Source organism: Streptomyces triticisoli (genome assembly GCF_003270085.1).
Classification (GTDB): Bacteria; Actinomycetota; Actinomycetes; order Streptomycetales; family Streptomycetaceae; genus Streptomyces; species Streptomyces triticisoli.
This window is the reverse complement of record NZ_QFDQ01000233.1, coordinates 1-25236: the sequence shown is the minus strand read 5'-3', so window position 1 is coordinate 25236 and position 25236 is coordinate 1. Positions and strand designations below refer to the sequence as shown.

The following is a 25236-nucleotide window of genomic DNA, read 5'->3' as shown; positions in this document are numbered from 1 at the left end:
TCACTCTCCTCGTTGGGCGGCTCGGAGGCCGAGGTACCACCGCAGGATCCGTGCCTCGACGAGGCGGAAGATCAGGGCCACTGCGACGCCGAGGAGGCCGAGCACGATGATGCCGCTGAACATCTGCGGGATGGCGTAGGTCCGCTGGAACTGGATGATGGTGAAGCCGAGGCCGTTGCTCGCCGCGAACATCTCGCTGATCACCATCAGGATGATGCCGACGGACAGGGACTGGCGGGCGCCGGCGAAGATCTGCGGGCTTGCTCCGGGGAGGATGTGGTGCCAGAACCGGGCCCGCCTCGAGAGCCGGTAGATCCGTGAGGTGTCGGAGAGCACCTCGTCGAGACCCCGGACGCCTTCGACCGTGTTGAGCAGGATCGGCCAGATGCAGCCGGTGATGATCACCACGATCTTCATCGTGTCGAAGATGCCGAAGAAGAGGATGAGGATCGGCACGAGCACCGGCGGCGGGATGGCGCGGAAGAACTCGAGAACCGGCTCGAGGAAGGCCCGCAGCGCACGGGGACTTGCCGATGGCGACGCCGAGGCCGACCCCGAGGACGAAGGCGATGGCGAAGCCGGCGAGCAGCCTCACGAGGCTCGGCAGGACGTCGCCGACGAGGCGGTCCGGCCACCACGTCTCGACGAAGGTGCCCAGGATGTCGCGCAGCGGCGGCCAGAAGAAGCTCGTGCTGTTGGCGGTGGCGAACCACCACGCGGCGACGAGGGCGATCGGCAGGCCCACGGCGAGCACGACGCGACGCAGGGGGTGGGCCATCAGCTGACCTCCGCTCGGATCGAGGGGTGCCACCGCAGGGCCCGCCGCTCACCCCATCGCGCGACGAGGTTGACGACGACACCGATGAGACCGGTGACGATGACGAGGGCGTACATCTGGGGAACCGCACCGGAGGACTGGGCGACGCCGATCTCCTTGCCGAGCCCGGGCGTGCCGATGACGAGCTCGCCGGTGATCTCGAGGATCAGTGCGACGGCCGCGCCGAGCCGGAAGCCGGTCATGACGTACGGCAGGGCGGTCGGCCACGTCACGGTCCGCACGGTGGTGAGGGGCGAGAAACGGTAGGAGCGGGCCGTCTCCCGGGCCACCGGGTCGACGTCCCGCACGCCGTAGAGAACCTGGAGGAGCACCTGCCAGAACGTCGCGTAGATGACGAGGACCAGGGTCGACTTCATGTCGGTGCCCCAGAGCAGGACGGCGAGCGGGATGAGGGCGACCGATGGGATGGGCCGGAGGAACTCGATCGTCGAGTTCGTCGCCGCCCTGACGACCGGGATGCTGCCGATGACGATCCCGAGGACGACGCCGGCGACCAGGGCGATGATGAGGCCGATGGCCCAGCCGGTCAGCGTCGCCCCCAGCGCCGCCCAGAAAGTCTGGGTCCCCGCCTGCTGGGCGAGGGCCGACACCATGGAGCTGAAGGGCGGCAGGAACCGCTCGTCGACGAACCCGACGCGAGGGACGAGCTCGAGGACGACGACGAGCGTGAGCAGGCCTAGGGCCCCGAGGACGCCGGCGGGGACGTGTCGTCCCCCCGGCCCTGCGGCGTCGGGCCGGTGGGCCGCTCGCGCGACTCGATCGTGGTGACGGTCGTCATCAGGACACCACCTGGTTGACGATGTCGAGCTTCTGGTCGGTCAGCTTCTCCTCAGCGGCCGGCGTGGCCGGCGTCTCGAGGCTGTCCTTGTTGATGCCCGCCCGGTCCAGGCCGAGGACGCGAATGGCGTTCTCCCGCAGGATGAGCGGCTCGGCCTCCGGCTTGACGTCGAGCGTCTCGAAGTCCGCCAGCCACCGCTCCGGCGTGATGAGGGGGTAGTCGGTGCCGAACAGCGTTTTGTGGCGCAGCATCCCGGAGGCGGCCCGGACGAGCTCCGTGGGGAAGTACTTCGGCGACCAGCCCGACAGCTCGAGATAGATGTTGGCCTTGTGCGTGGCCATCGAGATCGCCTCGGCCTGCCACGGCACCGACGGGTGCGCGAGGATCACCGTCAGTCCGGGGAAGTCGGCGGCGACGTCGTCGAGCAGGAGCGGGTTGGAGTAGCGCAGCTTGATGCCCCGACCGCCGGGCAGGCCGGCACCGATGCCGTTCTGGCCCGTGTGGAACAGGGCTGGGACGCCGAGCTCCTCGAGGGCCTCCCACAGCGGGTAGTGGGCCGAGTCGTCCGGGCTGAAGCCCTGCAGGCTCGGGTGGAACTTGAAGCCGGCGACACCGTGCTCCTCGACGAGGCGACGCGCCTGCGTGACGGCGTCGGCGCCCCGGCACGGGTCGACCGAGCCGAAGGGGATCAGGACGTCGGCGTGCCTGGCGGCCTCCGCCGCGATCCACTCGCTCGAGATCGGCGGGTGCCCCAGGGCCGTGCCCGCGTCGACGGTGAAGACGACGGCGGCCATGCCGAGGCCTCGGTAGGTCTCCGCGATCTGGTCGATTGTCGGGGTCCGGCCGTGGTCGCCCTTGAAGTAGGCGGCGGAGGCGTTGATCAGCTCCTCGTCCATGGAGAGGTGGCCGTGGTCGTCGACCTCGATGTGGACGTGCAGGTCGATGGCGCGGAGGGCGGGCAGGTCGAGGCCCGCGCCGGTGAAGCGGGTCATGGGGTGTTCCTTGCTGCTGCGAGGTCGACGAAGGCATCGAGGGAGTGTGGGTCGGCAAGCGCGTCGCGGGAGGCGACCTCGTCGATCGGGTGGCCCTGCAGGATCCGCTTGACGGGCAGCTCGAGCTTCTTGCCGGTGCGGTTGCGTGGCACGGCCGCCACCTCGGTGATCGTGTCGGGCACGTGCCGCGGCGAGAGCTGGTGTCGCAGCGCGCCGACGATCATCGCGCGCAGCTGCGCGTCGAGCTGCCGCCCGGGCTCGGTCTGGACGAACAGCACGAGGTCGCCGTTGCCGCCGGCCTGCTCAAGGTGGACGACGAGCGAGTCCTGGACGCCGGGGAGCTCCTCGACGACGCGGTAGAACTCGGCGGTGCCGAGGCGCACTCCGCCACGGTTCAGCGTCGCGTCCGACCGGCCGGCGACGTGGCAGTGCCCCTCGGGCGAGAAGACGATCCAGTCGCCGTGCCGCCACACGCCGGGGTAGCGGTCGAAGTAGGCCGCCCGCAGGCGGGATCCGTCGGCGTCGCCCCAGAAGCCGATCGGCATCGAGGGCATCGGCGCGGTGATGACGAGCTCGCCGAGCTCGCCGACGACCTCGTGGCCGGCCCCGTCGAAGGCGCGGGCCGCGACGCCGAGCGCGGCGCCGGAGATCTCGCCGGCCCACACCGGCAGGAGTGGGTCACCCTGGACGATGCCCGAGCACACGTCGGTGCCACCCGAGCCGATGTTGAGCACGACCCCGGGCAGCTGGTCGTAGATCCACGCATAGCCCTCGGGTGGCAGTGGGGCCCCCGCCGAGGCGAACTGCCGGATCCGGAGGCGGTGGTCGCGTGCCGGGCGCAGGCCGGCCTTGCGGCTCGCCATGATGAAGCCCGGCGCGGCACCCATGACGGTCGCGCCGGTCTCCTCGGCGAGCCGCCACTGCCAGTCGAGGTCGGGGTGCACCGGGTTGCCGTCGATGCACACGATCGACGAGCCGACGAGCAGGCCGCTGACGAGCGCGTTCCACATCATCCACGCAGTCGTCGAGTACCAGAGGAAGGTGTCGCCCGGGCCAAGATCCCACGACAGGGCATGGCACTTGAGGTGCTCGAGGAGGATGCCACCGTGTCCGTGGACGATGGCCTTGGGCAGCCCCGTCGTCCCCGAGGAGAAGAGGACGACGAGCGGATGGTCGAAGGGAACCTGCTCGAAGGTGAGCGGCTCGGGCTCGACTGCAGCGAGGGCCTCCGGCCATGACCGCACGCCGCTCACGTCGCCTTGGGCGCCAGTGCTCCCGTGGGTGCCCGTCGCGCGGTAGCTGCCGTACTCGACGTCGAAGACGACCGTCAGGGTGGGCAGGCCCGCGACGAGCTCCGCCACGTCGGCGCTCTTGTCGACGGGCTTGTCGCCGTAGGTGTAGCCGCCCGCGACGAGGAGGACGGTTGGCTCGACCTGGCCGAACCGGTCGATGACGGACCGGGCGCCGAACTCGGTCGCGCACGAGGCCCAGACCGCGCCCAGCGAGGCCGTGGCGAGGAAGGCGACGACCGTCTCGGGCAGGTTGGGCAGGTGAGCGACGACGCGGGAGCCGGGGCCGACGCCCTGCCGGCGCAGCACCGTGCGGGCCCGGGCGACCTGGTCGCGCAGCTCACCGAGCGTCAGGGTGGCCGGCTCCCGGGTCTGGGAGTACGCGTGGATCGCGACCCGGTCGTCGTCGGTGTACCGGAAGACCTGCTCGGCGTAGTTGAGCCGAGCGCCGGGGAACCACTCGGCACCGGGCATCCGGGCCGAGGCGAGCACCCGCTCCGGCGGGACGGATGCGAGCACGTCGAAGTGGTCCCAGATGCTGCCCCAGAAGCCCTCGAGATCGGTGACCGACCACTCCCACAGCTGTCGGCGGTCGAAGCGCAGGCCCCGCTCGCGGGCGAGCCAGTCGAGGTAGTGGGCGAGGCGCGAGGAGGTGAGCTGCTCCTCGCCGGGGGTGAAGAGCAGGTCGCCGTGCGCGAGGCCGTGCTCGGTCGCCGCTTCGGTCGTCTGCCCGATGGGCTGCTCCGCCGTCTGCTCAGTGCTCTGTTCGGTCATGGCAGGCCCGCCTCCTCCTTGGCCCGGATCAGGCCTCTCAGCGCCGCATCGCGCCGCGCGCGCAGCCCGTCCTCGTCCTGCCCGGTCGTGTCCATCTCCTCGGCCATGCCCGCCACGATCGCCGCACAGAGGTCGGGGGTCAGGCTCGGGTCTCCGAGGTCCTTCCACCACTCGGCGGTCGGTGGCCCGAGGTGCTCGAGGATGTGCGCGATGCCGCCCGCACCGCCGGACAGGTGCTGAGTGGCGAACGGTCCGAGCAGCGCCCAGCGCAACCCCGGCCCCCAGGCGATCGCGGTGTCGATGTCGGCGACGCTGACGACTCCGCGGCCGACGAGGTCGTACGCCTCTCGCCACAGCGCCGCCTGGAGCCGGTTCACGACGTGGCCCGGCAGCTCGGTCCGCAGCGTGATGCACTTCTTGCCGACCCCGGTGAAGAACGCGTCGGCCGCGCGCAGTGCGCTCTGCGCCGTGGCCGGCGCCCCGACAAGCTCGACGAGCGGCACGAGGTGTGGCGGGTTGAACGGGTGCGCGACGAGGACGCGCTCGGGGTGGCGGCTGGCCGCTCCTGCGAACGAGCTGGGCGGCAGGCCCGAGCTGGAGCTTGTCAGGAGCACGTCCGCCCCGGTCAGCGAATCGAGCCGGCCGAAGAGGTCGCGCTTGACATCGAGTACCTCGGGACCGGCCTCAATGACGAGGTCGGCAGCCGGCGCGTAGGTCTCGACCTCGGTCGTCGTCGTGAGGTGGTCGAGCGTGTCGGCCGGGCCGTCGCCCTCCTCGATGAAGGCCGCCGCCAGGGTGCGCGCCCGCTCGAGCGCCGGTCGGTCCGGGTCGACGAGGACGACGTCGAGGCCGTGCCGCAGCAGGTGGGCGGCCCAACTCGTCCCGATGGCACCTGCACCGACGACGAGGACGGTCCGAACGTCGCGGTATGCCACTGGGCTTGCTCCCGCGGTCACGCCCGGGCCCCCGCCGTGTCACGGTCGAGGAAGGCGCGCATCCGCGACTTCGCCTCATCGCTGCCGGAGGCGATGCCGGCCATGAGCGACTCGATGAGGTAGCCCTCGTGCGGGTTCGCCTCCGCGGTGCGTGGCAGCACGTGGAGGATCCCGTAGTTCGTGATCGGGCTGTTGGCCGCGGCGCGATGGGCCAGCTCCAGTGCGGTCGGCAGGCCGTTCCCGTCCTCGACGACGTACTGGGACAGGCCGATCCGCTCCCCCTCGACGGCGTCGTAGCGGCGGCCCGTGAGCATCATGTCCGTCATCCGCGCAGCTCCGATGAGCCGGGGCAGTCGCACCGACGCGCCACCTCCGACGAACAGCCCGCGCTGCCCCTCCGGCAGCGCATAGAACGTCGAAGGTTCGGCCACCCGCACGTGGGTCGCGGACGCCAGCTCGAGGCCACCGCCGATCACCGCACCCTTGAGTACGCTGAAGATCGGGACGGGCGAGGCGATGAGCGCATCGAGTGCCCCGTGCCACATCCGCGAGTGCAGTACTCCCTCGAACACGCCCGACTCGTCCATCGTGTTGAGGTCGAGTCCGGCACAGAAGTGCCGGCCCTCGGCGGCGAGGACGACCGCGCGCACCCCCTCGGGCACGGCGCGGAAGTAGGCGCCGAGTCCGAGAACCGTTTCGTTGTCAAGGGCGTTGCGCTTGTCCGGGCGGGCGAGCTCGAGGATGTCGACCGGGCCGTCGCTCCGGCGCCGCACTGTCTGTGGCAGCGCCGACGGCTGCGTCGTGGCCGGTTCGATCATTGTCACTCCTGAATGTTGTGGCAGGTTCCGTCGGCTGCACCGCTCAGGGCTTCGGAACGGACTGCAGCAGGCCGACGACGTCGGCGTCCTTGGTGATGACGCCGTACTCCTTCATCAGGCCACCCATCGAGGTCAGCTCGTCCTTGCGCACGGGGCCGCCCATGTCCTCGAGGACGACCGCCTTCGACAGGGCAGGGTCGATCTTGAGGGTCGACGCCGCCTTGGCGCGGACCTCGTCCGGGTGCGCCTGCGCGTAGTCCATGGTCGCGTTGATCGCCTTGGCCATGGCCGAGACGAGCTCCGGCTTCGACTTCACGAGCGTGCCGCTCGCGAAGTAGACCATCGTCGGGTGGCCCTTGACCGAGGCGACGCCCGGGTAGGTCACCACGGGGTTGTCGGCCTTGCGGATGATCGTCATGAACGGCTCGGGAGTCCACACCGCGTCGACCTGGCCGCTCTGGAGAGCCGCCTCCATGTTCGGGTACGGCAGCTCGACGAACGAGACGGCCTTCGGGTCACCCCCGTCCTTCTTCACCGCGTCCATGATGAGCAGGTCGCCCATGGACTTCAGGGTGTTGACGGCGACCTTCTTGCCCACGAGATCCTTGGCGGTCTTGATACCGCTGTCCGGCCTCGTGAGGACGGCGTGGACACCCTTGTCGGTGTCGTAGGTGTAGGACGAGACGACGCGGACGTCGAGACCCTTGTCCCGCGCCTGGAGCAGGGAGATCGGGTTGCCCGTCGCGAACTGCATCTGCCCGGACATGACCGCGGGCACGAGCGCCGCACCACCCTGGCCGGTCTCGAGCTTGACGTCCAGTCCCTCCTTGGCGAAGAAGCCCTTGTCCATGCCCAGCATGATCGCCGCGGTGGGCAGGATCGGCAGGGTGCCGACGGTCACCTTGGTCGTCCCGCCGCTACCGGCGGTCCCCTTGGCCGGCTCCGAGGAGCCACAGGCACTCATGGCGAGGGCACTCGCGAGCACCAGCGCCGTGAAGGTCATCTTCTTCATGTGTATGTCTCCTTGGCTTGCCGGCACTCGTACGTACGGCTATGGGTGTCGCTGCCGCGCGGCTTCGGGCAGCGTTCAGGGACGGGCCGGTCCTGGCCCCTGTTGGTTGTCGGCGGCGAACTGCTCCCGCAGGCGGAACTTCTGGATCTTGCCGGTCACATTGCGGGGGATCGCCTCGACGATCACGACCTCGCGGGGGAGCTTGTAGCCGGCGAGGCGCTCGCGCAGCTGCTCGCGCAACTCCGCCCCGTCGAGCTCGACGCCGGCCGCGGGCTCGACGTAGGCCACCCCGGATTCGCCCCAACGGCCGTCCGGCACGCCGATGACGGCACAGTCACGGACGCCCTCGAGCTGGAGCAGGCTGTTCTCCACCTCTGCGGGATAGACGTTCTCCCCGCCCGAGATGTACATGTCCTTGACCCGGTCCTTGACGAAGAGGTAGCCCTCCTCGTCGCTGATCCCGACGTCGCCGCTGTGGTACCAACCGTCGGCGAGGGCCTCCGCGGTCGCCTCGGGAAGGTTCCAGTAGCCGGTCATGACGTTCGGCCCGGCGATGAGGATCTCGCCGGCCTTGCCGGGAGGCGCCGGCCCGTCGAACCCGACGACGACGCTGTCGGTGAAGAAGTGGGGCCGGCCGACCGAGCCGGACTTGTGCACGTTGTCGCGCGGCTCGAGCATCCTCGTCCCGGGGGCCGTCTCGGTCATGCCGAAGCCCTGCATCAGCGGGACCCCCTTGGCCGCCCACGTCGCGATCGTCCGGTCCGGCAGGGGCGACCCACCGACCATGAGGGCCCGTACCGAGGACAGGTCCGCCTCGGCGAAGCGGGGCTGCTGACTGATGGCGTCGAGCATGGCCGGGACGAAGAACGCCGAGGTGACCTGCCGCTCCTCGAGCGTGCGCAGCACCGTCGGGGCATCGAAGCCACGCTGGATGAGGAGCCGCCCGCCGAGCGTGAAGGTCGGCAGCGTCATCATGTTGAGCCCGGCGATGTGGAAGAGCGGGGCGCAGACGAGGTGGTGCTCGTCCTGCCGGAGGTCCTGGCCGATGAGCGCGTTGACGTTCTGGTAGAAGAGCGCCCGGTGCGAGAGCATCGCGCCCTTCGGGCGGCCGGTCGTCCCCGACGTGTACATGATAAGCGCCGTGGCCTCGAGCGGCACCGCTGCGGATTCCCATACGGGGTACCCGGTGGCGAGGAAGTCCTCGTAGGCGGGTCCATCCGCCCCGGTGGCGGGCTCGTCGACGTGGATCCAGCTCTCGACGGCGCCGACAGCATGGATCAGATGGCCCCCGACGTTGGCTACCTGCGCCTCGCCGTAGACGCACAGCCGCGCGCCGCTGTCCGCGAGGATGTAGGCCGCCTCCGGCCCGGACAGGCGCGGGTTGACGAGAACCGCTGCCGCGCCGACCATGCCGCACGCGAAGAACACCTCGAGGAGGGCCGGATGGTTGAACCCGATGTAGGCGACCCGGTCCCCCGGCTCGACGCCTGCGGCGCGAAGGGCGTTGGCAAGGCGGTTGGTCCGCTCGTGGACCTCGAGGTAGGTGCGCTCCGCACCCTCGAACTCCCACGCGACGGCATCCGGGCGGACCCGCGCTCGCCGAGCCGGCCACGAGCCGATACCGAGGTTGTCGATGCGGCTGGCCGCGAGGTCGAAGGGCGTGGGCGGCGGCGGGGTCACCGGATCCGCGGCAGCGGCGGCGCTTCCCATCTTCGGTCCTCCTCAACACGCTGGGATGGTGCCCGACCGGGCGAGAAGCATGACAACAGATATCGTTCAAAAAAACAATGGTTTGCTCATGGTGTGATTACTGTGTCCGCGTCCCGAACACTCCGCGAGGAGGCCACCGTGCCAAGAACCGCCGCGCGCAGCTCCACGGGAGCGCCACCGATGCCTTCCGATCGCGCGTCAGCCAGCGAATCGGAATCCGAGTCGGCGCTCGACCACAACCTCGTCTTCCTCCTCATCCGCGCCGGCGCCCTCGGCGCCGCGAACGACACCCAGGTCCTCGCAAAGCACGGTCTCAAGGTGCGCCAGTACGCGGTCCTGACGACCGCCTGCACGCGGCCGCGGACCCAGAAGGAACTGTCCGACTTCCTCATGCTCAACCCGAGCCAGATCGTGACGCTCGTCGACACGTTGGAGGACCTCGGGCTCGTCGAGCGAGAGGCCGCGGTCGGCGACCGCCGCGCCAAGCTCGTCGTCGCGACAACACGCGGCCGGAAGCTCTTCGACGTGGTCCGGATCGACATCGGCGACGCCCACGACCGCCTGCTGGGCCACCTGTCACCCGCCCAACGCGAGGAGTTCCTAACGGTGCTGCGCAGGCTGGCCCTCCCAGACAGCTGACTCCCTTCACCTCCGAGTCGCGCCTCCGCGGCGCGCCACATCTCGCTGCGGCAGTCCGGATCGGCGTCGATCACGCCCTCGTTCCCGGCTGCGGGGAGGCCGGCTCCCCATGCCACAGAGGTGTTGCCGAGCTGCTGTTGCGGCAGGCGAGTCGAGGTGTACTGGCGGTGCGTTCGGCCGGGCCGGGGGCATCCCGGTCAGGCGGTCGCAAGGGCTCCGGTGACGGTCTTCCAGATGCGGAACCGTTCGGTCATCTCGGTGCGGTAGCCACTCGCTGTGATCAAACGACGTCGGGGGCGGAAGCGGCTGGAGAGCCGGCTGAAGGCGGCAAGGAACCTCTGGGCCGCTTCGCTGGAGCGGAAGACCTTCACAGTGCTGCGGACTCTGCTGCTCAATTCCGTCATGCGGCGCTTCGGCCGGGGAGCCGGGTCGGATCCGGCAGGCTTGGTGCTGGTCGTGAGGGGGTGGTCCTCCTGTCGTGCCCTCTCAGGCTAACCCGCCGAAGCGGGGCGTCTCACCCAAGGCCGACAGAGTCCCTCATATCCCCCGCGGGGACGCCTCACAGGCGTGAAAATGGGCCGTGGTGGCCGCCCGCCGACGTCGCTCCCTCTTTGGGACAGTGAGCCCGGGACAGAGCCTGGCGCCGGGACCGGCCGGAGGGGCCGCGCACTGTCGCTTTTGAGCACGCCGTTCAGATTCTCGTTTTCCCCTCACGGCCCTGCGGGTGGCTGCCGCCCGGAGGGTCCGTGTGAGGGAGGGGATGTGGATTGACGAGCCCGAGGCGGTCGAGCAGACAGCGGAACTGGTAGAGCGAGTCGCCGCGATCGATGTGGCCAAGGCGTCCGGGATGCTGTGCCCGCGTTTGCCGCACGAAAGGATCGAGGGACGTCGCACCCAGCGGGTGTGGAACGTGGGCGCGACCACGAACGCCATTCTGGAATTGGGCGATCACCTGCTCTGCCAGGGCGTTACCCGGGTGGTCATGGAGGCGACGGGCAGCTACTGGAAGCCGTGGTTCTACCTCCTCGAAGCCCGCGGCCTGGAGTGCTGGCTGGCCAACGCTCGCGACGTCAAGAACGTCCCGGGCCGTCCCAAGACCGACAAGCTCGACGCGGTGTGGCTGTGCAAGCTCGCCGAGCGGGGTATGCTCCGGCCTTCCTTCGTGCCGCCCCGACCGATCCGGGAACTGCGCGACCTGACCCGGCTCCGCTCGGTCTTCATCGGCGAACGCAGCCGTAACAGGCAGCGCATCGAGAAGGTGCTGGAGGACGCACAGATCAAACTCTCGTCGGTGGCCACCAACCTCTTCGGCGCCTCGGGACGCGCCATGCTGGAGGCGCTGACCGGTGGAGAGCGAAGCCCGCAAGCACTGGCCGGTCTCGCCCGTGGCCGGCTGGTCTCCAAGCACGATGCGCTGGTGGAGGCGCTGACCGGCCAGTTCGACGATCACCATGCCTACCTGTGCCGGCTGCTACTGGAGACCATCGACCGGATCACCGTCCAGGTGGACGAGCTGTCGCAGCGGATCACCGCCCAGCTCGCCGGGATCCGTCTGCCGGAGGCGGACGGGGGCGCAGGCCGGCCCCGCGGTGCCCCGGGCGGTACCGGCGGGGCGGACCTGTTATCGCTGGTCGAGCGTCTGGACGAGATCCCCGGGATCGGCCGGACTGCAGCCGAGGTGATCGTTGCTGAACTCGGCCCGGACATGCGGGTCTTCCCGACCTCCGGCCACCTGGTGTCGTGGGGCCAAGCTCGCGCCTCGTACGATCCAGTCCGGCGGCAAGAACACCTCGGGGCCCACCGGGCACGGCAACCCGTGGCTCAAGGGGATGATCGGGGAAGCGGCGATGGCCGCGGCCCGGACCGACACCTTCCTCGGAGCCCGCTACCGCAGACTCGTCAAACACCGGGGACACAAGAAGGCCATCGTCGCGGTGGCCCGGTCGATGCTGGTGATCGTCTGGCACATCATCAACGATCCCGCCGCCCGCTTCGAAGACCTCGGGCCCGACCATCACCAACGCCTGGTCAACCCCGCCCGCAAGACCCAAGCCCTCGTCCGCCAGCTCCAGGCCCTCGGCCACCAGGTCGCCCTCACCCCCGTGGAAGCTGTGGGCTGAGCACCACAACCGCTCCAAGCCCGTCCGCCCGGCTGACGCCGAACGGACGCTGCCGCCTGCCCGGCTGGTCTGGGATTTTCCGTTCAGAGGGCTGCGGCTGCCGGCCTGGCTGGTGCTGGGCTTCTGGTTCGTACTGCAGGCGTTCTACTCCGCCGGCGAGGCCGTCACCGAGGCGGGCACCGTGGCGTACGCCGCGCACGTGATCGGCTTCATCGCGGGCATGCTGCTCGCCTGGCCCCTCAAACCCGGCACTCCCCCACCGCCCGAACCGGGCGGCATCCTCTTCGGACGACAGACGCGACGGGCCTGGTAGGGCCCACACGTGGAGGCCCTCCAGGGGCTCACAGCCGAGCCCGGCGGGGCCCTTGAGCACCTCTGTCGGAGGTGCCACATCGCAAAGCGGCGCGGAACACAGCGGGAATTCCCCAGTTGGCACTCCAGCCGGACTTCTGTATTTCTCCTGGTCAGCGGCCTGGCGGTGGGGAGCGTGGCTGGGATGTGGCATGGGCTGGACGGTCTTGGGCCGGCCGTCCCACCAACGGGTGCCCGCGCCACATGTAATGACAGCGTCGGGCACCTGCTTGGTGGCGGCGCCGCCGTCGGGACCAGTTCACCGCATGGTCGCGGCCTGCAGGACGGCGGCGGGGTTCAGCGCCTGGTCATGGCCCTCGCCGTCCGACCCCTTCACGATGCGGCCCACCAGCACCGCCGGTCCGTCCGGCGAGGCCGCCACCAGGCCCGGCCCCGAGGCACCATGACGGGCGACAAGCCCCGGCCCAGACCTGAAGATCACGATCTCAGCCGGAGCACTGGTCTCCAAGCGTGCGTGTACTCCAGCGTCACGCGCCGCTATGACGGACGCACCAGCGTTGTCACGGACCGAACACGAGGCGCGGCACCTCAGCACTGATAGCAAATGTGCGCCGGCGATTCCGATGCACACTCCAGAGCCGGCCGTCCGCACTCGGTCCCGGTCCGCCGCTTGGGAGGAATCCGGGTGAACGTCTTCCCCCACAGCCCCCGCAGGACCGCCTCCGGAGTGTCAGTTCATGTCGGGTGGCGCTGTCCTTGCAGGTCAGCGCCACCCGACATGATGCTTGATCCCTCTCATGACAAGGGGCTCCGACAGTGCGGGTCCCAGGCCGGGCGTGCCGGTGACCCGCGTTTTCCCCGCCATGCCCCGCTCCACGGCCTTACTCTGGTCGGCACCATCAGGGAACCGCGCCGGCTGTCTGGAGGTAACGGGGTGAACGGGCGCAGTCCGGAACGGGTCCGCAACGAACTGGTCGTCTCCATCGTGGACGCGTTGCAGGGCTCGTCCACGGTGAACCAGGCGAGCAGCCGTGAGATCTGGCGGGAGATGCTCGCGGCCGAGCTGGCCTCTCCCGTGGAACCGTTCGGCGGGGACCGGCTGCGGCCCTGGCTGCTGCAGATCGTCATCGCGTGCACCGAGGTCGGCGACGGGCTGGCCTGTCTGGTGCGGTCGCTGGAGTATGTGGAACAGCAGTCGACGACGGTCGCCACTCTGTGGCCGCTGGTGGACGAGTGGGAGGCCGTCGACTTCTTCAACAACGCCGATCTGCGTCCGTTGCGGCCCGTCCTGCTGTCGATGAGCTCTCCGGACCTCGCGACCATGGCGCGTCGCGCGAGCCGGTCCCGGGTGCAGGAACTGCCCTCCTGGTGCCGGACCGGGTGGCAGGTCTTCCTGCGACTGGCGGGGGAGAACTCCCCGAACGGTGAACTCCCGCCCAGCATGGCCTTCCTCGCGCTCTGTGCCGACAGGTTGGTGGAGGACAGCCGGGCCGACGCCGCCGAGGTACTGCGCCGCTTCACTCGCAGCCAGGTCCACACCCTGCGGCTGGACGGCGCACTGAGGGACTGGCAGCACTCGGAGTTGCCGCGGGCCGCGCCCTCGCTGGTCCCCGCGTACCTGATGATCCAGTTCGAGCCGGACCGGATCGAGGCGGGCCGCTTCTACCTGTCGCACTGGCGCCAGTCCGACCCGGAGGGCTGGCACCCCGTACGGGGCGAGACCGTCCACCTGCGTCGGGAGGAACTCCCCGGCGCGGTGGAGAGACTGGTGGAGGAGGTCGAGGAGAGGTGGGCCGACCTGCGGCAGCCGGTCCTCCTGGAGTTCATCCTGCCGTGGGAGCTGCTGAACGAGCCCGTCGAGTGGTGGCCGAAGGAGTCCGACTCCGACTCTCCCACCCCGCTGGCGCTGGACTACCCGGTCGTGGTGCGCAGCCTCGAGCGTTTACAGCGGGCCGCGTGGCACCGGACCTGGCACAACAAGTGGCGGCAGCTTCGGGAGCGCCCTGCGGACAGTCATCCGCACTGGAGCCGTCCGGGGCGGGAATCGACGTACTTCTTCCATCTGGAGCGTGAGTTGAAGGAGGACCAGTACGCGGTCTGCCTGGTGCTCAGCGAGCCGCCCGGCGACGACTCGGGTACCGGTCGGCGGGAAGTCCTGGCCGGGTTGCGGGCCGGCGTACCCGCGATGGTCTGGCACCGCAGCGACTGCTCGGATCCTTCGTTCCAGGACGCCATCGGCGAAATACTGCAGGACCGGGGGCTCGGCAGTCTGGTGGAACGCGTCGGGAAGTGGCGCAAAGAGGCCCTGGCGCTCGGACCCGAGGTCTGGAACCAGCATGTGGGCCGCCACCTGGCCATTCTGCTCGACGACCCCGAGCGCAAGCCGGGGCCGCCCGGTCCGGTGTAGCGGCCATGACCCCGCGGACCGAGGCACAGGCCGAGGTGCTCCTGCGGCGATTACCGGTGCGGGGTCGTATTGCGACGGTCTTGCGCGGAGGGTTGACGGGGTGCCACGCTGGTGGTCGGAGCAGCCTCAGCGGGCGTCCCGCGTACTCCACACCACCGGGGGCGCGTTCCCGAAAGTCGACTTGTGATCCCTCCCGTCATCCCCCTGGTGGACACCCGTCTTGCACCGCACGCGCACCACTGCCAGGCTTGGCGACGTGGATGTCACGCATGCCCGCGGACTGCGGGACTCCTCCTGCGCCCTTCCTCCATGCTCAGGCAGCGCTGGACGCTCCGAGGGCGCTCATGCAGCGTGACGACAGCCCACGACCGGTATCGGCACCAGCGCCTGACGAGGCGTCGTTGGAGGGCGTGCTGCACGCCCTGAGCGGACTGGGACCGTCGGACCCGGCCGATCGCCCGGCCGTTCTGCTCGTCGTCGACGACCACGTGAGCATGCGTGTGTGGGAGGGCACGATCGGCCGACTGGCCGACGGGCTCGCCCGTCAGGAGCGGCTGGGCCGGATCACCACCGTGCGGCTGCTGAGTTCGGACGACACCGAGCCGACCCGGATCCGGCTGGACCACCTGCCCCCCAGCACCACCCGGCACCGGGTGGTGCTGGTGCTGACCGACGGCCTCGCCGCGGGCTGGCGGGCGGGCGCGGTGCTGCCGCTGCTGCGGGAACTCGGCCGGTCCGAGCCGCTCGCCGTGCTGCATCTGCTGCCGCAGCGGCTGTGGTTCCGCGCCGGCCTGGACGTGCACCGCATGCACCTGAGCGCCACACGTCCCTGGGCGCCGAACGACTCGTTGCGGTGGGAGCTGCGCACCTCCCCCCTCGAACCCGTCGAAGACGCCACCGCCCGGGCCGGCGTGGTGCCGGTGCCCGTCCTGGAGGCGACCGAGCGCTCCCTGTCCTGCTGGGTCGACCTGGTGGCCGGACGCGGTTCCGGGGGGACGGAGATGTCCGGCGTCCGGGCCCGTGACTGGAAGCGGCGATCGGACGCCGCGCGGGCGGTGCCCTGGGGCCACGGCGTCCCCGACCCCGACAGCGCCGTCCCCGCCCGGGAGCGCGTCTCGGACTTCCGCGCCGCCGCCTCGCCCACCGCCTTCGCGCTCGCCACCCGGCTGGCGGCGGCACCGCTGACGCTGCCGGTGATGGCGGCGTTGACAGCGTCCGTGCCGGGCGCCGGCCCCGCCCACCTCACCGAGCTGCTGATGAGCGGACTGGTACGGCCGGCGAGCGGGGATGCCGAGCGCGCCACCGGCGTGGCCTTCACCTTCGGTCCGGACAACCGCCAGGAGTTATTGGCGCTGTCGCGCCGTCGTGACACCATCCGGGTGCTGCACGACGTACGGGCGCTGATCGCCCCGGAGGGCACCGAGCCGGTCCGGCCGGGCGCCGGCGATCCGCTCGAGGCGGCCCGTGTCCCGCCGGTGACCCGGCACAACGTCGCCTTCCTGCGCGTCGAACTGGCCGCACTGCGTGCCCTGTCCGGACGTTTCCTGCCACAAGCCGAGCGACTCGCCCGCGCCCTGCGCGAGTACGACCGCGAGAACACCGTGAGCCTGCGCAAAGGCGCGAGTCCCCGCCCCGGGCGCACCGCCCCAAACGCGCACGAGACAACTGCAGAAGGAGTCACGGCCATGTCCACCACGCAGCAGGAGCCCGCGGTGGGGAGCGGGCGTTCGACGCAGCCGCGCATCTGGGGCAACATCCCCCCACGCAACCCGAACTTCACCGGCCGCGTGGATCTTCTGGAGCGGCTGAGCGAGCGCCTGCGGGAGGGTTCGGCGACAACCGTGCTGCCGGAGGCCATCCACGGCATGGGCGGCGTCGGCAAGACCCAGCTGGCCATCGAGTACGCCTACCGGCACCAGTCCGAGTACGACATCGTCTGGTGGATCCCCGCCGAGCGCCCCGGCCAGATCGGCCAGGCCCTGGTCGAACTCGCCCAGCGGCTCGGCCTCGTCACCACTTCCGAGGCCAACATCGCCGGACCCGCGGTGCGCGAGGCGCTGCGCGAGGGGCGGCCGTACTCCCGCTGGCTGCTGGTCTTCGACAACGCCGACAGTCCCGAGCGGGTCCGCGACTACTTCCCCACCGGGGGCAGCGGCACCATCCTCGTCACCTCACGCAACCGCCGCTGGAGCGTGGTCGGCCCCTCCCTCGAGGTCGACGTCTTCACCCGGGAGGAGAGCAAGGAGCTGCTGCGCCGCTCCGGTCCCGACGGTCTCGACAACGCCGACGCGGACCGCCTCGCCGACGCCCTCGGCGACCTCCCCCTCGCCCTGGAACAGGCCGCGGCCTGGCGGGCGGAGACCGGAATGCCGGTGTCGGAGTACCTGCGGCTGTTCGAGCACAAGCGCAGCGAACTCCTCGCGGTGTCCCCGCCGCCGGACTACCAACTGCCGGTGGCCGCCGCGTGGAACGTCTCCCTCGACCACCTCGAGACCCGCAGCCTCACCGCCCTGCGCCTGCTCCAGCTCTGCTCCTACTTCGCGCCGGACCCCATTTCCCGCTCCATCTTCTCCGGGCTCGGCGGGTCCACGATCGACCCCGAGCTGGACAGGGCCCTCAACGACCCGATGCGGCTGGCCCGCGCCATTCGGGAGATCAACCGCTACTCCCTCGCCCGTATCGACCACCGGACCAACTCGATCGAGATGCACCGCCTCGTGCAGGCCGTGCTCATCAACAGGATGTCCCCCGGGGAACAGAAGCGCATGCGCGACGGCGCCCACACACTGCTTGCCGCCGCCGACCCGAAGGGGCCCAGTCAGTCGGCCAACTGGCCGCGCTACGCCGAGCTCTACGGTCATGTCATCGCCTCCGGCGCGGTCGAGTCCGACCAGCCGTGGGTCCGCCAGCTCGTGCGGAACATCGCCAGGTACCTCTGGTACTGGGGAGACCACAAGGTCGCCCGCGAGTTCACCGAGCAGGTCTGGGAGACCTGGCAGCAGTTGTTCGGCGAGGAGGACCAGCAGACCCTCCTGATGGGGTGGTGGCTCGGCTTCCTCTACCTGAAGGTGGGCCGGTACGACGACGCGTCCCGGATCGCCGCCCGGCTCAAGGACGTCTACACCCGCACGGCGCCCCCGGACCGCGAGGACACCCGGGAGGACGCGCTGGAGACGATGAACCTGGACGCGGCGGTACGCCGCGTCCAGGGAGACTTCCTCACCGGCGCCGAACTGGACCAGAAGGCCTACGACCGGGCCCGCCGCGCCTTCGGCGAGGACGACCCCGTCACGCTGGCCACCGCCCACAACCTGGGGGTGAGCCTCCGGATCCTCGGTGAGTTCCAGCGCGCGCTGGAACTGGACCGGCGCACGTACGCGATGAAGACGCGGCTGTTCGGCCGTGATCACCGACAGTCGCTGATGGCCGAGGCGAGCATCGCCATCGACGTCCGTGAGAACGGTGACTACGTCGGCGCACGGTCCCTGCAACAGGCGGTCGTCGACGGCTACCGGACCCTCTTCGGACCCAGCAACCCCGTGACCCTCCGTAGTCTCCGGCAGCTCGCCGTGTCCTGCCGCAAGGAGGGCGACCACACCGCCGCACTCGAGTTGGCGCGCGAGGCGTTCAGCCAGTTCACCCGTCGCTACGGCGACACCCACCCGGAGTCCCTGACGGCCGCGCTCACCCTGGCGATGGCGTTGCGGCACAACGGTGAGCTGGAGGCGGCCCGGGACCGCGGAGAGAGGGCGTGCGAGCGGTTCCGCCGGCTCTTCAGGAGCGACCATCCGCACGTCCTGGCGGCCGACATCGACCTGGCGGTGACCTACCGGCTGCTGGGCCGGGTCGAGGAGGCCAAGGAGCAGGACGAGGAGGCGCTCCGGTCGTTGACCGAACGCCTGGGGGAGAGCCATCCGATCACGCTCGCCTGCGCCATCAACCTGGCGAGCGATCTGAGCGCGCTGGGGCGGGCGGACGATGCCCGCGAACTCGGCGAGAGGACATCGGCGCTGTGCACGGCGAGGCTGGGCGAGGACCACCCCACCACGCTGGTGTGCGGGGCCAACCTCGCCCTGGACCTCATCGCCGTCGGCCGGGAGGCGGAGGGCGAGGCACTGCACGCGGATGTCCTGACCCGCATGGAGCGCGTCCTGGACGAGCCCCGTCCGGCCGGTCCCCACCCGGCGACGCTCCAGGTACGGGCCCGGAAGCGGGCCAACTGCGACATCGATCCGATGCCGCTGTGAGGTGACGGGCCCACGGACCGGAGTGCCGCTCCTGCCGGGAGGGGCGGCACTGCCGCGTCCGGTCGGCGCAACGCTGTCCGGTCAGTGCGCTGCGGACGGCGGTGAGCCGAGCCACGTGGCCAGGTGGATGGGGTCGGGTGGGGTGCCGGTGGTGCGGAGCAGGGCTTCGTGCACCGCACGGGCCCGTTCGGGGTGGTGACCGAGCAGGTGGGCCGCGATCGGGTGCGCGTCCGACGCGGCGAGGGCCCGGCCGAGGCCCGCCCATGTGCCGGCCCGTCCGGGCTCCACGGCCAGGTGGGCCACGTATGCCTGACGGGCCGCGGCGGCATCGCCGGCTGCCAGCAGGACGTCACCGGCCAGTGCTCCGGTGACCCGGGCGGCGGCCTCTTCAGGCCCTTCGGGGTGCCGGTCGTCGGCCGCGCCGCTGAGGCGGTGGCGGACGAGCATCGCCAGGCAGTCCAGCCATCGCGCGGAGGGATCGGGCACCACCTCCGGCTCGGACGCCAGGGCGCCGGGCGGTCCGCTCTCGCCGGCCAGCCAGGCCCGTGCGGCCTCGTCCACGGTCGCCGGGGCGGGCCGTAGATGATGGGCCCGCCAGCGTCCCACATGGTCGGCGGCACAGAGCCGGGCCGACGCCAGGTGGTCCTCGGGTACGGGCTCGGCGAGCCACTGCGCGCAACGGTCGCGGAGCGTGTCCAACAGGGCGGTGCCGAGCGGGGTGAGGCGTGGATGACGGCGGATCTGTTCCATCGCCGTGGCCACGTGGGCTCGCCACAACGCGAACTCGAAGTCCGCCGTCGCGGTCCGTGCGTCGGTGGCACGCCGGTGGGCCCGCCAGAAACGGGTGACGCCCACGAAGGCGTAGATGCCCTGAAGGAGCCCTTCGAGCGGGCGGGGGTCGTCCCGCCAAGGCGCGTACCACAGCTCCGTACCGCTGTCGGCGTCCCGGGTCACGAGCGGTGTCAGATGCAGCAGACCGCTCAGCTTGGTGTGCTGGAACTCGTGCACGAGCGTGACGGCCAGCTGGACGGCGTCGTCCGGCTCCGAGGCCTCGATGCCGCCGAACGCGTCCCCTGACGACACGCTGCGTGGCCGAAACCTTTCCCTTGCCGGGGTGGGACTCAGAGAGAACACGCCCCTCCGCATCGCGGCGGCCGTCTCGGGCTGGTCCCGCAGCAGTACCCTCCAGGACCGCTCCAACGTCCGCCGCCACCGCGCCGCGGCCTCCTCGGACAGCGGGTGCGGCTCGGTCGGCTGCGGATACGTCCGGTACGGGTCGATGTCGTCCAGGGCGACTTCCAGCCGCAGTCCGGCCGGGCCGACCGCGAGCCGGCGCACCGGATGCCACCCCGGCCCCGCCGATCCGGGCGGCCGCGGCACGGCGACCGTGTGCCCCGGCGTCCGGACCACGGCACGTCCGGCTTCGGCCCGCACGGTGGCCGTCGTCCACGGATCGGCCGAGGGCAGTTCGGCGCAGCCCAGGGTGGGCAGGGGAATCCTGCCGTGCCGGACCGGTACCTCGATGCTGAAGTCGAGCTCCGCGCGTAACGCGGCCGCGGCGGCCAGTGCACGGACATGGCCGAGCACCACTGCCAGCGGCGGCTCGTCCTTCTCCGTGGTGTCGGCGCGCAGCCGACGCAACGCGGTGGCCAGCCACATTCCGGTCTGCGGATACATGAGCAGCTCGTCGACGACAGTGGGGGTGCGGCGCTGAGCGGCACTGAGCAGATCCCACGCCGGACCCAGGTCCGTGGCGTCGTCGAGCATCCGTAACAGCAGCAGCCGGCGGCTGCGTTCGGCCGCGGTCAGGAGGTCCACGGTCGCCGGTCCGCCCTCGCCGCGGGCCAGTTCGGCAAGGCTGCCGGCCGGGACACGATGATGCGGCAGGGACGGCTCAGCGCTCATGGGCGGCCCCGTCGTCAGTGGAGACGCCTCTTGCCGCTTCCTTCTCCTTCTCCGAAGCCGGAGACGCTGGCCAGCGGGTGATCGATCCCGTGCTGCAGTTCCTGAAGCGACGTGGCGAGAAATCGACTGTCAATGGAGCGCAGTGTTTCAAGAGACACCCCCGCGAGATCGACAAGGCTGGACTCGACGGCGGCCGCAGACGACTCCATGACGGCCAAACCCCTTCCCCCGGTTGCAAGTGCGGATGCGGGCTGCTCACATCCCCCTGATAATGGCCCGCCGTAGCCTGGATGAAACACCACATCCGCGCAGGGCTGCCATATCGGGTCAGCGGTCGTCGTCGCCGCCGCGGTGGCGCCGGGACAACTCCATCGCCTCCTTGTCAAGGCGGGCCATTCCGGCGGAGTCACCCTCCATCAGTCGTATCGCCTCCATGAGTTGGTCCAGCGTGCCGCGATAGCGCAGGCAGGTGCGCAGGATCCCGAACACGTCCGGCCGCAGCGCCGGTGAGCGGGGGCTCATGGCCGCGATCACCGGATCGATACTGCCCAGCACCAGCGCCAGGGTGGTGTGCTCGCTCACCGTGGGCAGTGCGGTCAACGCTCCGACCAGCCCGTCGAGTTCCCGCAGCGGCAAGTCGTCCGGCAGGTGCGCCAGGCTGCCGGGGCCCGCGGTGCCGGTCGAGAGGGCGGCCGGCTCGGGTGGTGACGTGGGCAGCCCGGCGTACCGGTGCAGCAGGGTCAGGTCAGTCCCCGGCAGCAGCTCGTACCAGCGGTCCGCGCGGACGGCGGCGAGGCGGCCCAGGCCGTCCGAGCGGTGGTGGGCGCTGACCAGTCCGATGAGCGTGTCGGCGTGCCAGACCGCCGCGCCGGACATGCCCTCCCAGGGGGAGCGGTCGGGTTCGGGGTCCGACTGCGGTGGGGTGACCGCGAGTTCGAGGGTGCCCTCGCGGCGGTTGGACAGCACCGAGATCATCCCGGTGGCGTGGCAGGAGTCGCGGTACTGGGAAGGTGAGCCGTCGTCGAGCCGGCGCATCCGGTCCTCGCGCAGCTTGAACCGCGGGAAGCCCAGCGCGCTGCACGGCAGCAGTTCGTCCGTGTCGGGTACGGCACCGTACGAGGGCGGCTCGGTCACGGCCGCGTGAACACCGGTCGGCACGGGCCCGGTGAGTTCCAGGAGCGCCACGTCGGCCTTCTCGGAGGCCAGCACCACTCGCGCGGACGCGGTCCACTCGTCGGGGCGGTCGGCTTCGAAACGTACGTGTACCAGGGGCCGCTCCGCCTCGGTGGCACGGACGACATGCGCGGCGGTGAGGACGTGCGCCGGGCCGACACGGTAGCCGGAACCTCGCCGTCCGCTGCCGCGCCCCTCGAGCCGTCGCACCAGCACCTCCGCCACGCGTACCGGATCCAGTCCCCGGCGCACCCGGGTCACCGCGCTCAGCGCTCGCCCTCGGCCTCGTCGCCGCCCACCCACGGCGCACGTCCGCCACCGCTGCGTGTGCGCGGATCGAGTGTCAGCTTCACCCGGTGCGTGACGCTGTCCGCCAGCCGGCCGTCCGCGCCGGTCTCCACCACCCAGAAGCGGATCTTCCCACCCGCCGTCGCGGACCGCTCCACGACGACGGCCGCCTCCAGCTCCACCGGGCCCACCTCGAAGTACAGGTCCTCCCCCTGCGCCGCGATGCGGGCCGCGGTGAGTTCGCGGCGCAACTCTTCTATGAGCTCGGCGAGTTCAATCACGTCCGGTCTCTACCCGGAACGCCCTTCCTTCACTCGATCCGGGTGGATTCCGCCTTTCTGGAATCACCTGACGCCATGGATGCATTAGGGTCGTGCCGCGGCCTGAAAAGTGTTGAAACCGCAAGACAGTGGCACATATCAGGCATTCTTTGTGTCACTTCACTTCCACTGTCATGGGGACGGCGTCATGGAGAAGACCGGAGTCGAGTCGGAGCTGATCGACCTCAGCGGCGTCCCGTTGGACATCTGGCCGGGCCTGGAGCTGCCGTCCGCCGAGGGCTCCATGCGGCGCCTGCTCAGCCGTATCGACGACCCGGCCGGCAGCCTCGGCGGCTACAACCCACAGCGCGACGAATAGGCACCTTCCATGCACCAGACGGCCCGGCCCCACGTCCTGTCACCGCAGTCGTTCGACGAACTGCTGGGCGGCGGGGGAGGCCCCGCGACGGTGGACGCCTTGCGCGCGAGCGAGCGCAGCTGGCGGCTGCTCGTCGTACGGGCCCTGCTGGACGCGGCCGCGACGGCACCGACCGGTCCCCTGCCTCCCTTGGACGAGGGCTGGCGCCTGTTGTCGCGGGCTTGGTCCGCGGCGGCGCAGGAGGTGGAGCGGTTGCTGTCGTATCCGGCCGTCGGTATGTGGTCGGCGCACACACTGCGCCGACTGCGGGGCACAGCCGACCACGAAGCGCCCCTGTGGGCGGAGACGGGGCACCTGCACGCACTCGCCGCGAGCGCGGCGATCCGCGCCGGCCTGGAGTTCCGTACCGACATCCCGGTCCGGTACGGCTGGGCCGTTCTGCCCGCGCTCGGGGCCATGCGGGTGCCCGGCGGCCCGGACTGGACCGTGGCCGAGGTGTCCGCCCGCGACGGGGACGTGCGGATCGCGGGCCGCCGGCTGGGCGAATCGGGCTGGCACGCGCCGGCCGAGCTGCGCGCCGACGGGTGCATGCTGCTCCTGGACGACATCGACCCTTATCGCGCCCTGCGCGCACCAGGCGTTCCCGAGCCGCTCGACTCCGCCGCCCAGTGGCAGGAGCTGTTCAGCTCGGCCTGGGAGATCCTGCACTCCACCGATCGGGAGGAGGCTCGGGCGCTGGCAGACGGACTGGTGTCCGTGGTCCCCCGCCCACGCTCCGAGCGGTTCCGGCCGCACAGCGCCTCCTCCGGCGACGCCTTCGGCACGGCGGTGGCGTCGGTTCCCGACGACGGCGAGCAGTTCGCCTCGACGCTGGTGCACGAGTTCCAGCACAACAAACTCAGCGCGTTCATGCACCTGTTCACCCTGTACGAGGACCCGGAGGCCCGGCTGTACTACGCCCCCTGGCGGGACGACCCCCGGCCGCTGGGCGGGCTGCTCCAAGGGGTGTACGCGTTCTTCGGGGTCACAGCCTTCTGGCGACGGCGCGACCATCCGCTCGGGCGGTTCGAGTACGCGCTGTGGCGAGCCCAGACGGCGCACGCGCTCCACACGATCGGCCGGTCGGACGGGCTCACCGACCTGGGGCGGCGCCTGGTGGGCGAGCTCGCGGGGCGGCTGGAGCCGTGGCTCGCGGAACCGGTGGACGCGCGGACCCGCGCCGCGGCCGACCTTGCGATCGCGGACCACCGCGCGACCTGGCGGGCGTACCACCTGCGACCCGACCCGGATACGGTCCGGGCCCACGCGGCGGCCTGGCCCCACGAGGCCGGGCCTGTTCCGCAGCGCCACGGGCCGACGCTCGTCGCGGGGCGGCCGGTGCGGGGCTTCGACACGCGGGCGGTGCTGGTGAGGTGGCTGCTGGCGGACCCGGCGGGGTTCGGGAGGCTGCGGGACGACCCCGGTGCCACGGTGAGCGGCGCGCGGCCCGAGGACATCGATCTCGTCACGGGCCGTACGGCCGAGGCGCTGCGCGCCTGCCACGCGCGCATCGTCCGCGGCGAGGGCGATCCCGAGGCCTGGGCGGGGCTGGGACTCGCCGCCCGGGCCGAAGGGGACCCCGCCGGCGAGGGGCTGCTCGCCCACCCGGAGCTGGCCACGGCCCTGTACACCGAGCTCGGCGGACGCGCCGACCCGCTGGAGCTGGGCCGCACGCTTGCGCCCGCGCCCCGCATGCCTGCCTGATCCCGCATGCCTGCCTGATGGGGAGGTGGCAGCCCGCGAAGTGTCCCGCTGAGGCGGGTTGAACACTCGGTCCGGCGGACCCAGCCGCCGCCGGCCTGCGGGTTCCAGCGCCTTGATCCCCTGCACCACCCGGCGGGACGCCACCTACGCCCCGCCGAACACCTCGGCGCCGACGGCACCGTTCCTGTGGCCGACAAGACGGGCTCCGCGGAGAAGGGCCGGGCCTCGCCGGGAATGCAACGGCAGTACACCCGCACTGCGGAACGCATCGAAAACACCCGGGCGGCGTGTTCCTCGCACCACTCCATCCGGCCCGCGACCCGTTCCAGGCATGGAACCCGCTCTCCGTCGACGGCCGGGCAGCCTTCCCCGAGCTGCTCGGCGTGGACGAGACGACCTGGCGGCGCGGCCGCGGGCGCACCTTCCCCCCAGGCGCTGATCACGCTGCCGCACCACCGCGGAGCCAATACCGCCACAGCAGCCGACGCCCGTCATGCGATCCGGGCGGTACTCACGGATCCCGAGCGGTACGGCCACTGCTCACGGGCGGGTACGCGGACGGGCCGGCGCGCGGGGCAGCGCGGCGTGCGCGACGGGCCGGCGCGCGGGGCGGGGCG

The 25236-nt window shown here is 71.1% G+C and carries 19 protein-coding genes and 4 pseudogenes; 9 read left to right on the top strand and 14 right to left on the bottom strand.

All coding sequences use genetic code 11. From position 1 onward, the window contains the following. The 8 genes and pseudogenes from DEP02_RS28205 to DEP02_RS28170 all read right to left on the bottom strand — a co-directional run bounded on the left by DEP02_RS28205 (nt 1) and on the right by DEP02_RS28170 (nt 9146). Nucleotides 1-778 (bottom strand): annotated as a pseudogene (locus tag DEP02_RS28205) (ABC transporter permease). Beyond that, a complete protein-coding gene (locus tag DEP02_RS28200; protein ID WP_112470502.1) occupies nt 778-1512 on the bottom strand; it encodes an ABC transporter permease in 735 nt (244 codons plus the stop codon). Before DEP02_RS28200 ends, DEP02_RS28205 begins: the two are co-directional and overlap by 1 nt. A gap of 103 nt (nt 1513-1615) precedes the next feature. Continuing rightward, nucleotides 1616-2608, bottom strand: coding sequence for an amidohydrolase family protein (locus DEP02_RS28195; protein WP_112470501.1), 993 nt, complete (start codon nt 2606-2608; stop codon nt 1616-1618). Then, nucleotides 2605-4671 carry an acetoacetate--CoA ligase gene (locus tag DEP02_RS28190; RefSeq protein ID WP_112470500.1) on the bottom strand — a complete coding sequence of 689 codons (2067 nt, stop codon included), beginning with the start codon at nt 4669-4671 and terminating at the stop codon, nt 2605-2607. The genes DEP02_RS28195 and DEP02_RS28190 overlap by 4 nt, the downstream gene beginning before the upstream one ends. Then, nucleotides 4668-5606: an FAD-dependent oxidoreductase gene (locus DEP02_RS28185; RefSeq protein ID WP_112470499.1), complete on the bottom strand. Its 939-nt coding sequence runs from the start codon at nt 5604-5606 to the stop codon at nt 4668-4670. Before DEP02_RS28185 ends, DEP02_RS28190 begins: the two co-directional genes overlap by 4 nt. Nucleotides 5607-5623: 17 nt before the next feature. After that, on the bottom strand, nt 5624-6424 hold the full coding sequence (locus tag DEP02_RS28180) for a crotonase/enoyl-CoA hydratase family protein (protein WP_112470498.1): 801 nt from the start codon (nt 6422-6424) through the stop codon (nt 5624-5626). Between the two features lie 43 nt (nt 6425-6467). Continuing rightward, nucleotides 6468-7436 (bottom strand): ABC transporter substrate-binding protein, encoded by a 969-nt coding sequence (locus DEP02_RS28175; RefSeq protein WP_112470497.1) that lies wholly within the window; start codon nt 7434-7436, stop codon nt 6468-6470. Between the two features lie 75 nt (nt 7437-7511). Beyond that, nucleotides 7512-9146: an acyl-CoA synthetase gene (locus tag DEP02_RS28170; RefSeq protein WP_232839306.1), complete on the bottom strand. Its 1635-nt coding sequence runs from the start codon at nt 9144-9146 to the stop codon at nt 7512-7514. A 180-nt stretch (nt 9147-9326) separates the two neighbouring features. Here DEP02_RS28170 and DEP02_RS28165 point away from each other — a divergent pair, with 180 nt between their 5' ends. Next, entirely contained in the window at nt 9327-9785 is a 459-nt protein-coding gene (locus DEP02_RS28165; RefSeq protein ID WP_112470496.1) for a MarR family winged helix-turn-helix transcriptional regulator, read from the top strand. Nucleotides 9786-9982: 197 nt separating this feature from the next. On the opposite strand, the gene DEP02_RS28160 is transcribed toward DEP02_RS28165, so the two are convergent. Continuing rightward, the gene (locus tag DEP02_RS28160) at nt 9983-10180 is read right to left on the bottom strand and encodes a hypothetical protein (protein WP_157977562.1); all 198 of its coding nucleotides are present in this window, start codon (nt 10178-10180) and stop codon (nt 9983-9985) included. 365 nt (nt 10181-10545) lie between these two features. Between DEP02_RS28160 and DEP02_RS28155 the strand changes: the two are divergent. From DEP02_RS28155 to DEP02_RS28150, 4 genes and pseudogenes are all read left to right on the top strand, one after another. Then, nucleotides 10546-11478, top strand: a pseudogene (locus tag DEP02_RS28155) (IS110 family RNA-guided transposase); the annotation flags it as partial. Next, nucleotides 11471-11611: pseudogene (locus DEP02_RS35385) on the top strand (hypothetical protein); the annotation flags it as partial. The pseudogenes DEP02_RS28155 and DEP02_RS35385, both read left to right, overlap by 8 nt. Before the next feature lie 21 nt (nt 11612-11632). Beyond that, nucleotides 11633-11905 carry a hypothetical protein gene (locus DEP02_RS35040; RefSeq protein WP_232839307.1) on the top strand — a complete coding sequence of 91 codons (273 nt, stop codon included), beginning with the start codon at nt 11633-11635 and terminating at the stop codon, nt 11903-11905. 82 nt (nt 11906-11987) lie between these two features. Next, nucleotides 11988-12218, top strand: a pseudogene (locus DEP02_RS28150) (rhomboid family intramembrane serine protease); the annotation flags it as partial. Nucleotides 12219-12515: 297 nt separating this feature from the next. Here the strand turns inward: DEP02_RS28150 and DEP02_RS33720 are convergent. Beyond that, nucleotides 12516-12698 (bottom strand): hypothetical protein, encoded by a 183-nt coding sequence (locus DEP02_RS33720; RefSeq protein ID WP_157977561.1) that lies wholly within the window; start codon nt 12696-12698, stop codon nt 12516-12518. A 453-nt stretch (nt 12699-13151) separates the two neighbouring features. On the opposite strand from DEP02_RS33720, the gene DEP02_RS28145 reads away from it, so the two are divergent. Further along, nucleotides 13152-14624 (top strand): VMAP-C domain-containing protein, encoded by a 1473-nt coding sequence (locus DEP02_RS28145; RefSeq protein WP_112470494.1) that lies wholly within the window; start codon nt 13152-13154, stop codon nt 14622-14624. 410 nt (nt 14625-15034) lie between these two features. Further along, nucleotides 15035-18871 carry an FxSxx-COOH system tetratricopeptide repeat protein gene (gene fxsT, locus DEP02_RS28140; protein WP_157977560.1) on the top strand — a complete coding sequence of 1279 codons (3837 nt, stop codon included), beginning with the start codon at nt 15035-15037 and terminating at the stop codon, nt 18869-18871. An 81-nt stretch (nt 18872-18952) separates the two neighbouring features. On the opposite strand, the gene DEP02_RS28135 is transcribed toward fxsT, so the two are convergent. The 4 genes from DEP02_RS28135 to DEP02_RS28125 form a co-directional block, all read right to left on the bottom strand. After that, complete coding sequence (locus tag DEP02_RS28135; protein WP_112470492.1) at nt 18953-20776, bottom strand: HEXXH motif domain-containing protein; 1824 nt, start codon at nt 20774-20776, stop codon at nt 18953-18955. 14 nt (nt 20777-20790) lie between these two features. After that, on the bottom strand, nt 20791-20994 hold the full coding sequence (locus DEP02_RS33715) for a hypothetical protein (protein WP_157977559.1): 204 nt from the start codon (nt 20992-20994) through the stop codon (nt 20791-20793). A gap of 109 nt (nt 20995-21103) precedes the next feature. After that, on the bottom strand, nt 21104-22159 hold the full coding sequence (locus tag DEP02_RS28130) for an effector-associated domain 2-containing protein (protein WP_157977558.1): 1056 nt from the start codon (nt 22157-22159) through the stop codon (nt 21104-21106). 56 nt (nt 22160-22215) lie between these two features. Then, nucleotides 22216-22518: a trypco2 family protein gene (locus tag DEP02_RS28125; RefSeq protein WP_198668626.1), complete on the bottom strand. Its 303-nt coding sequence runs from the start codon at nt 22516-22518 to the stop codon at nt 22216-22218. Nucleotides 22519-22705: 187 nt separating this feature from the next. On the opposite strand from DEP02_RS28125, the gene DEP02_RS33710 reads away from it, so the two are divergent. Beyond that, nucleotides 22706-22876 carry a hypothetical protein gene (locus DEP02_RS33710; RefSeq protein WP_157977557.1) on the top strand — a complete coding sequence of 57 codons (171 nt, stop codon included), beginning with the start codon at nt 22706-22708 and terminating at the stop codon, nt 22874-22876. Nucleotides 22877-22885: 9 nt separating this feature from the next. Beyond that, a complete protein-coding gene (locus DEP02_RS28120; RefSeq protein WP_112470490.1) occupies nt 22886-24619 on the top strand; it encodes an HEXXH motif domain-containing protein in 1734 nt (577 codons plus the stop codon). The last annotated feature ends 617 nt before the right edge of the window (nt 24620-25236 follow it).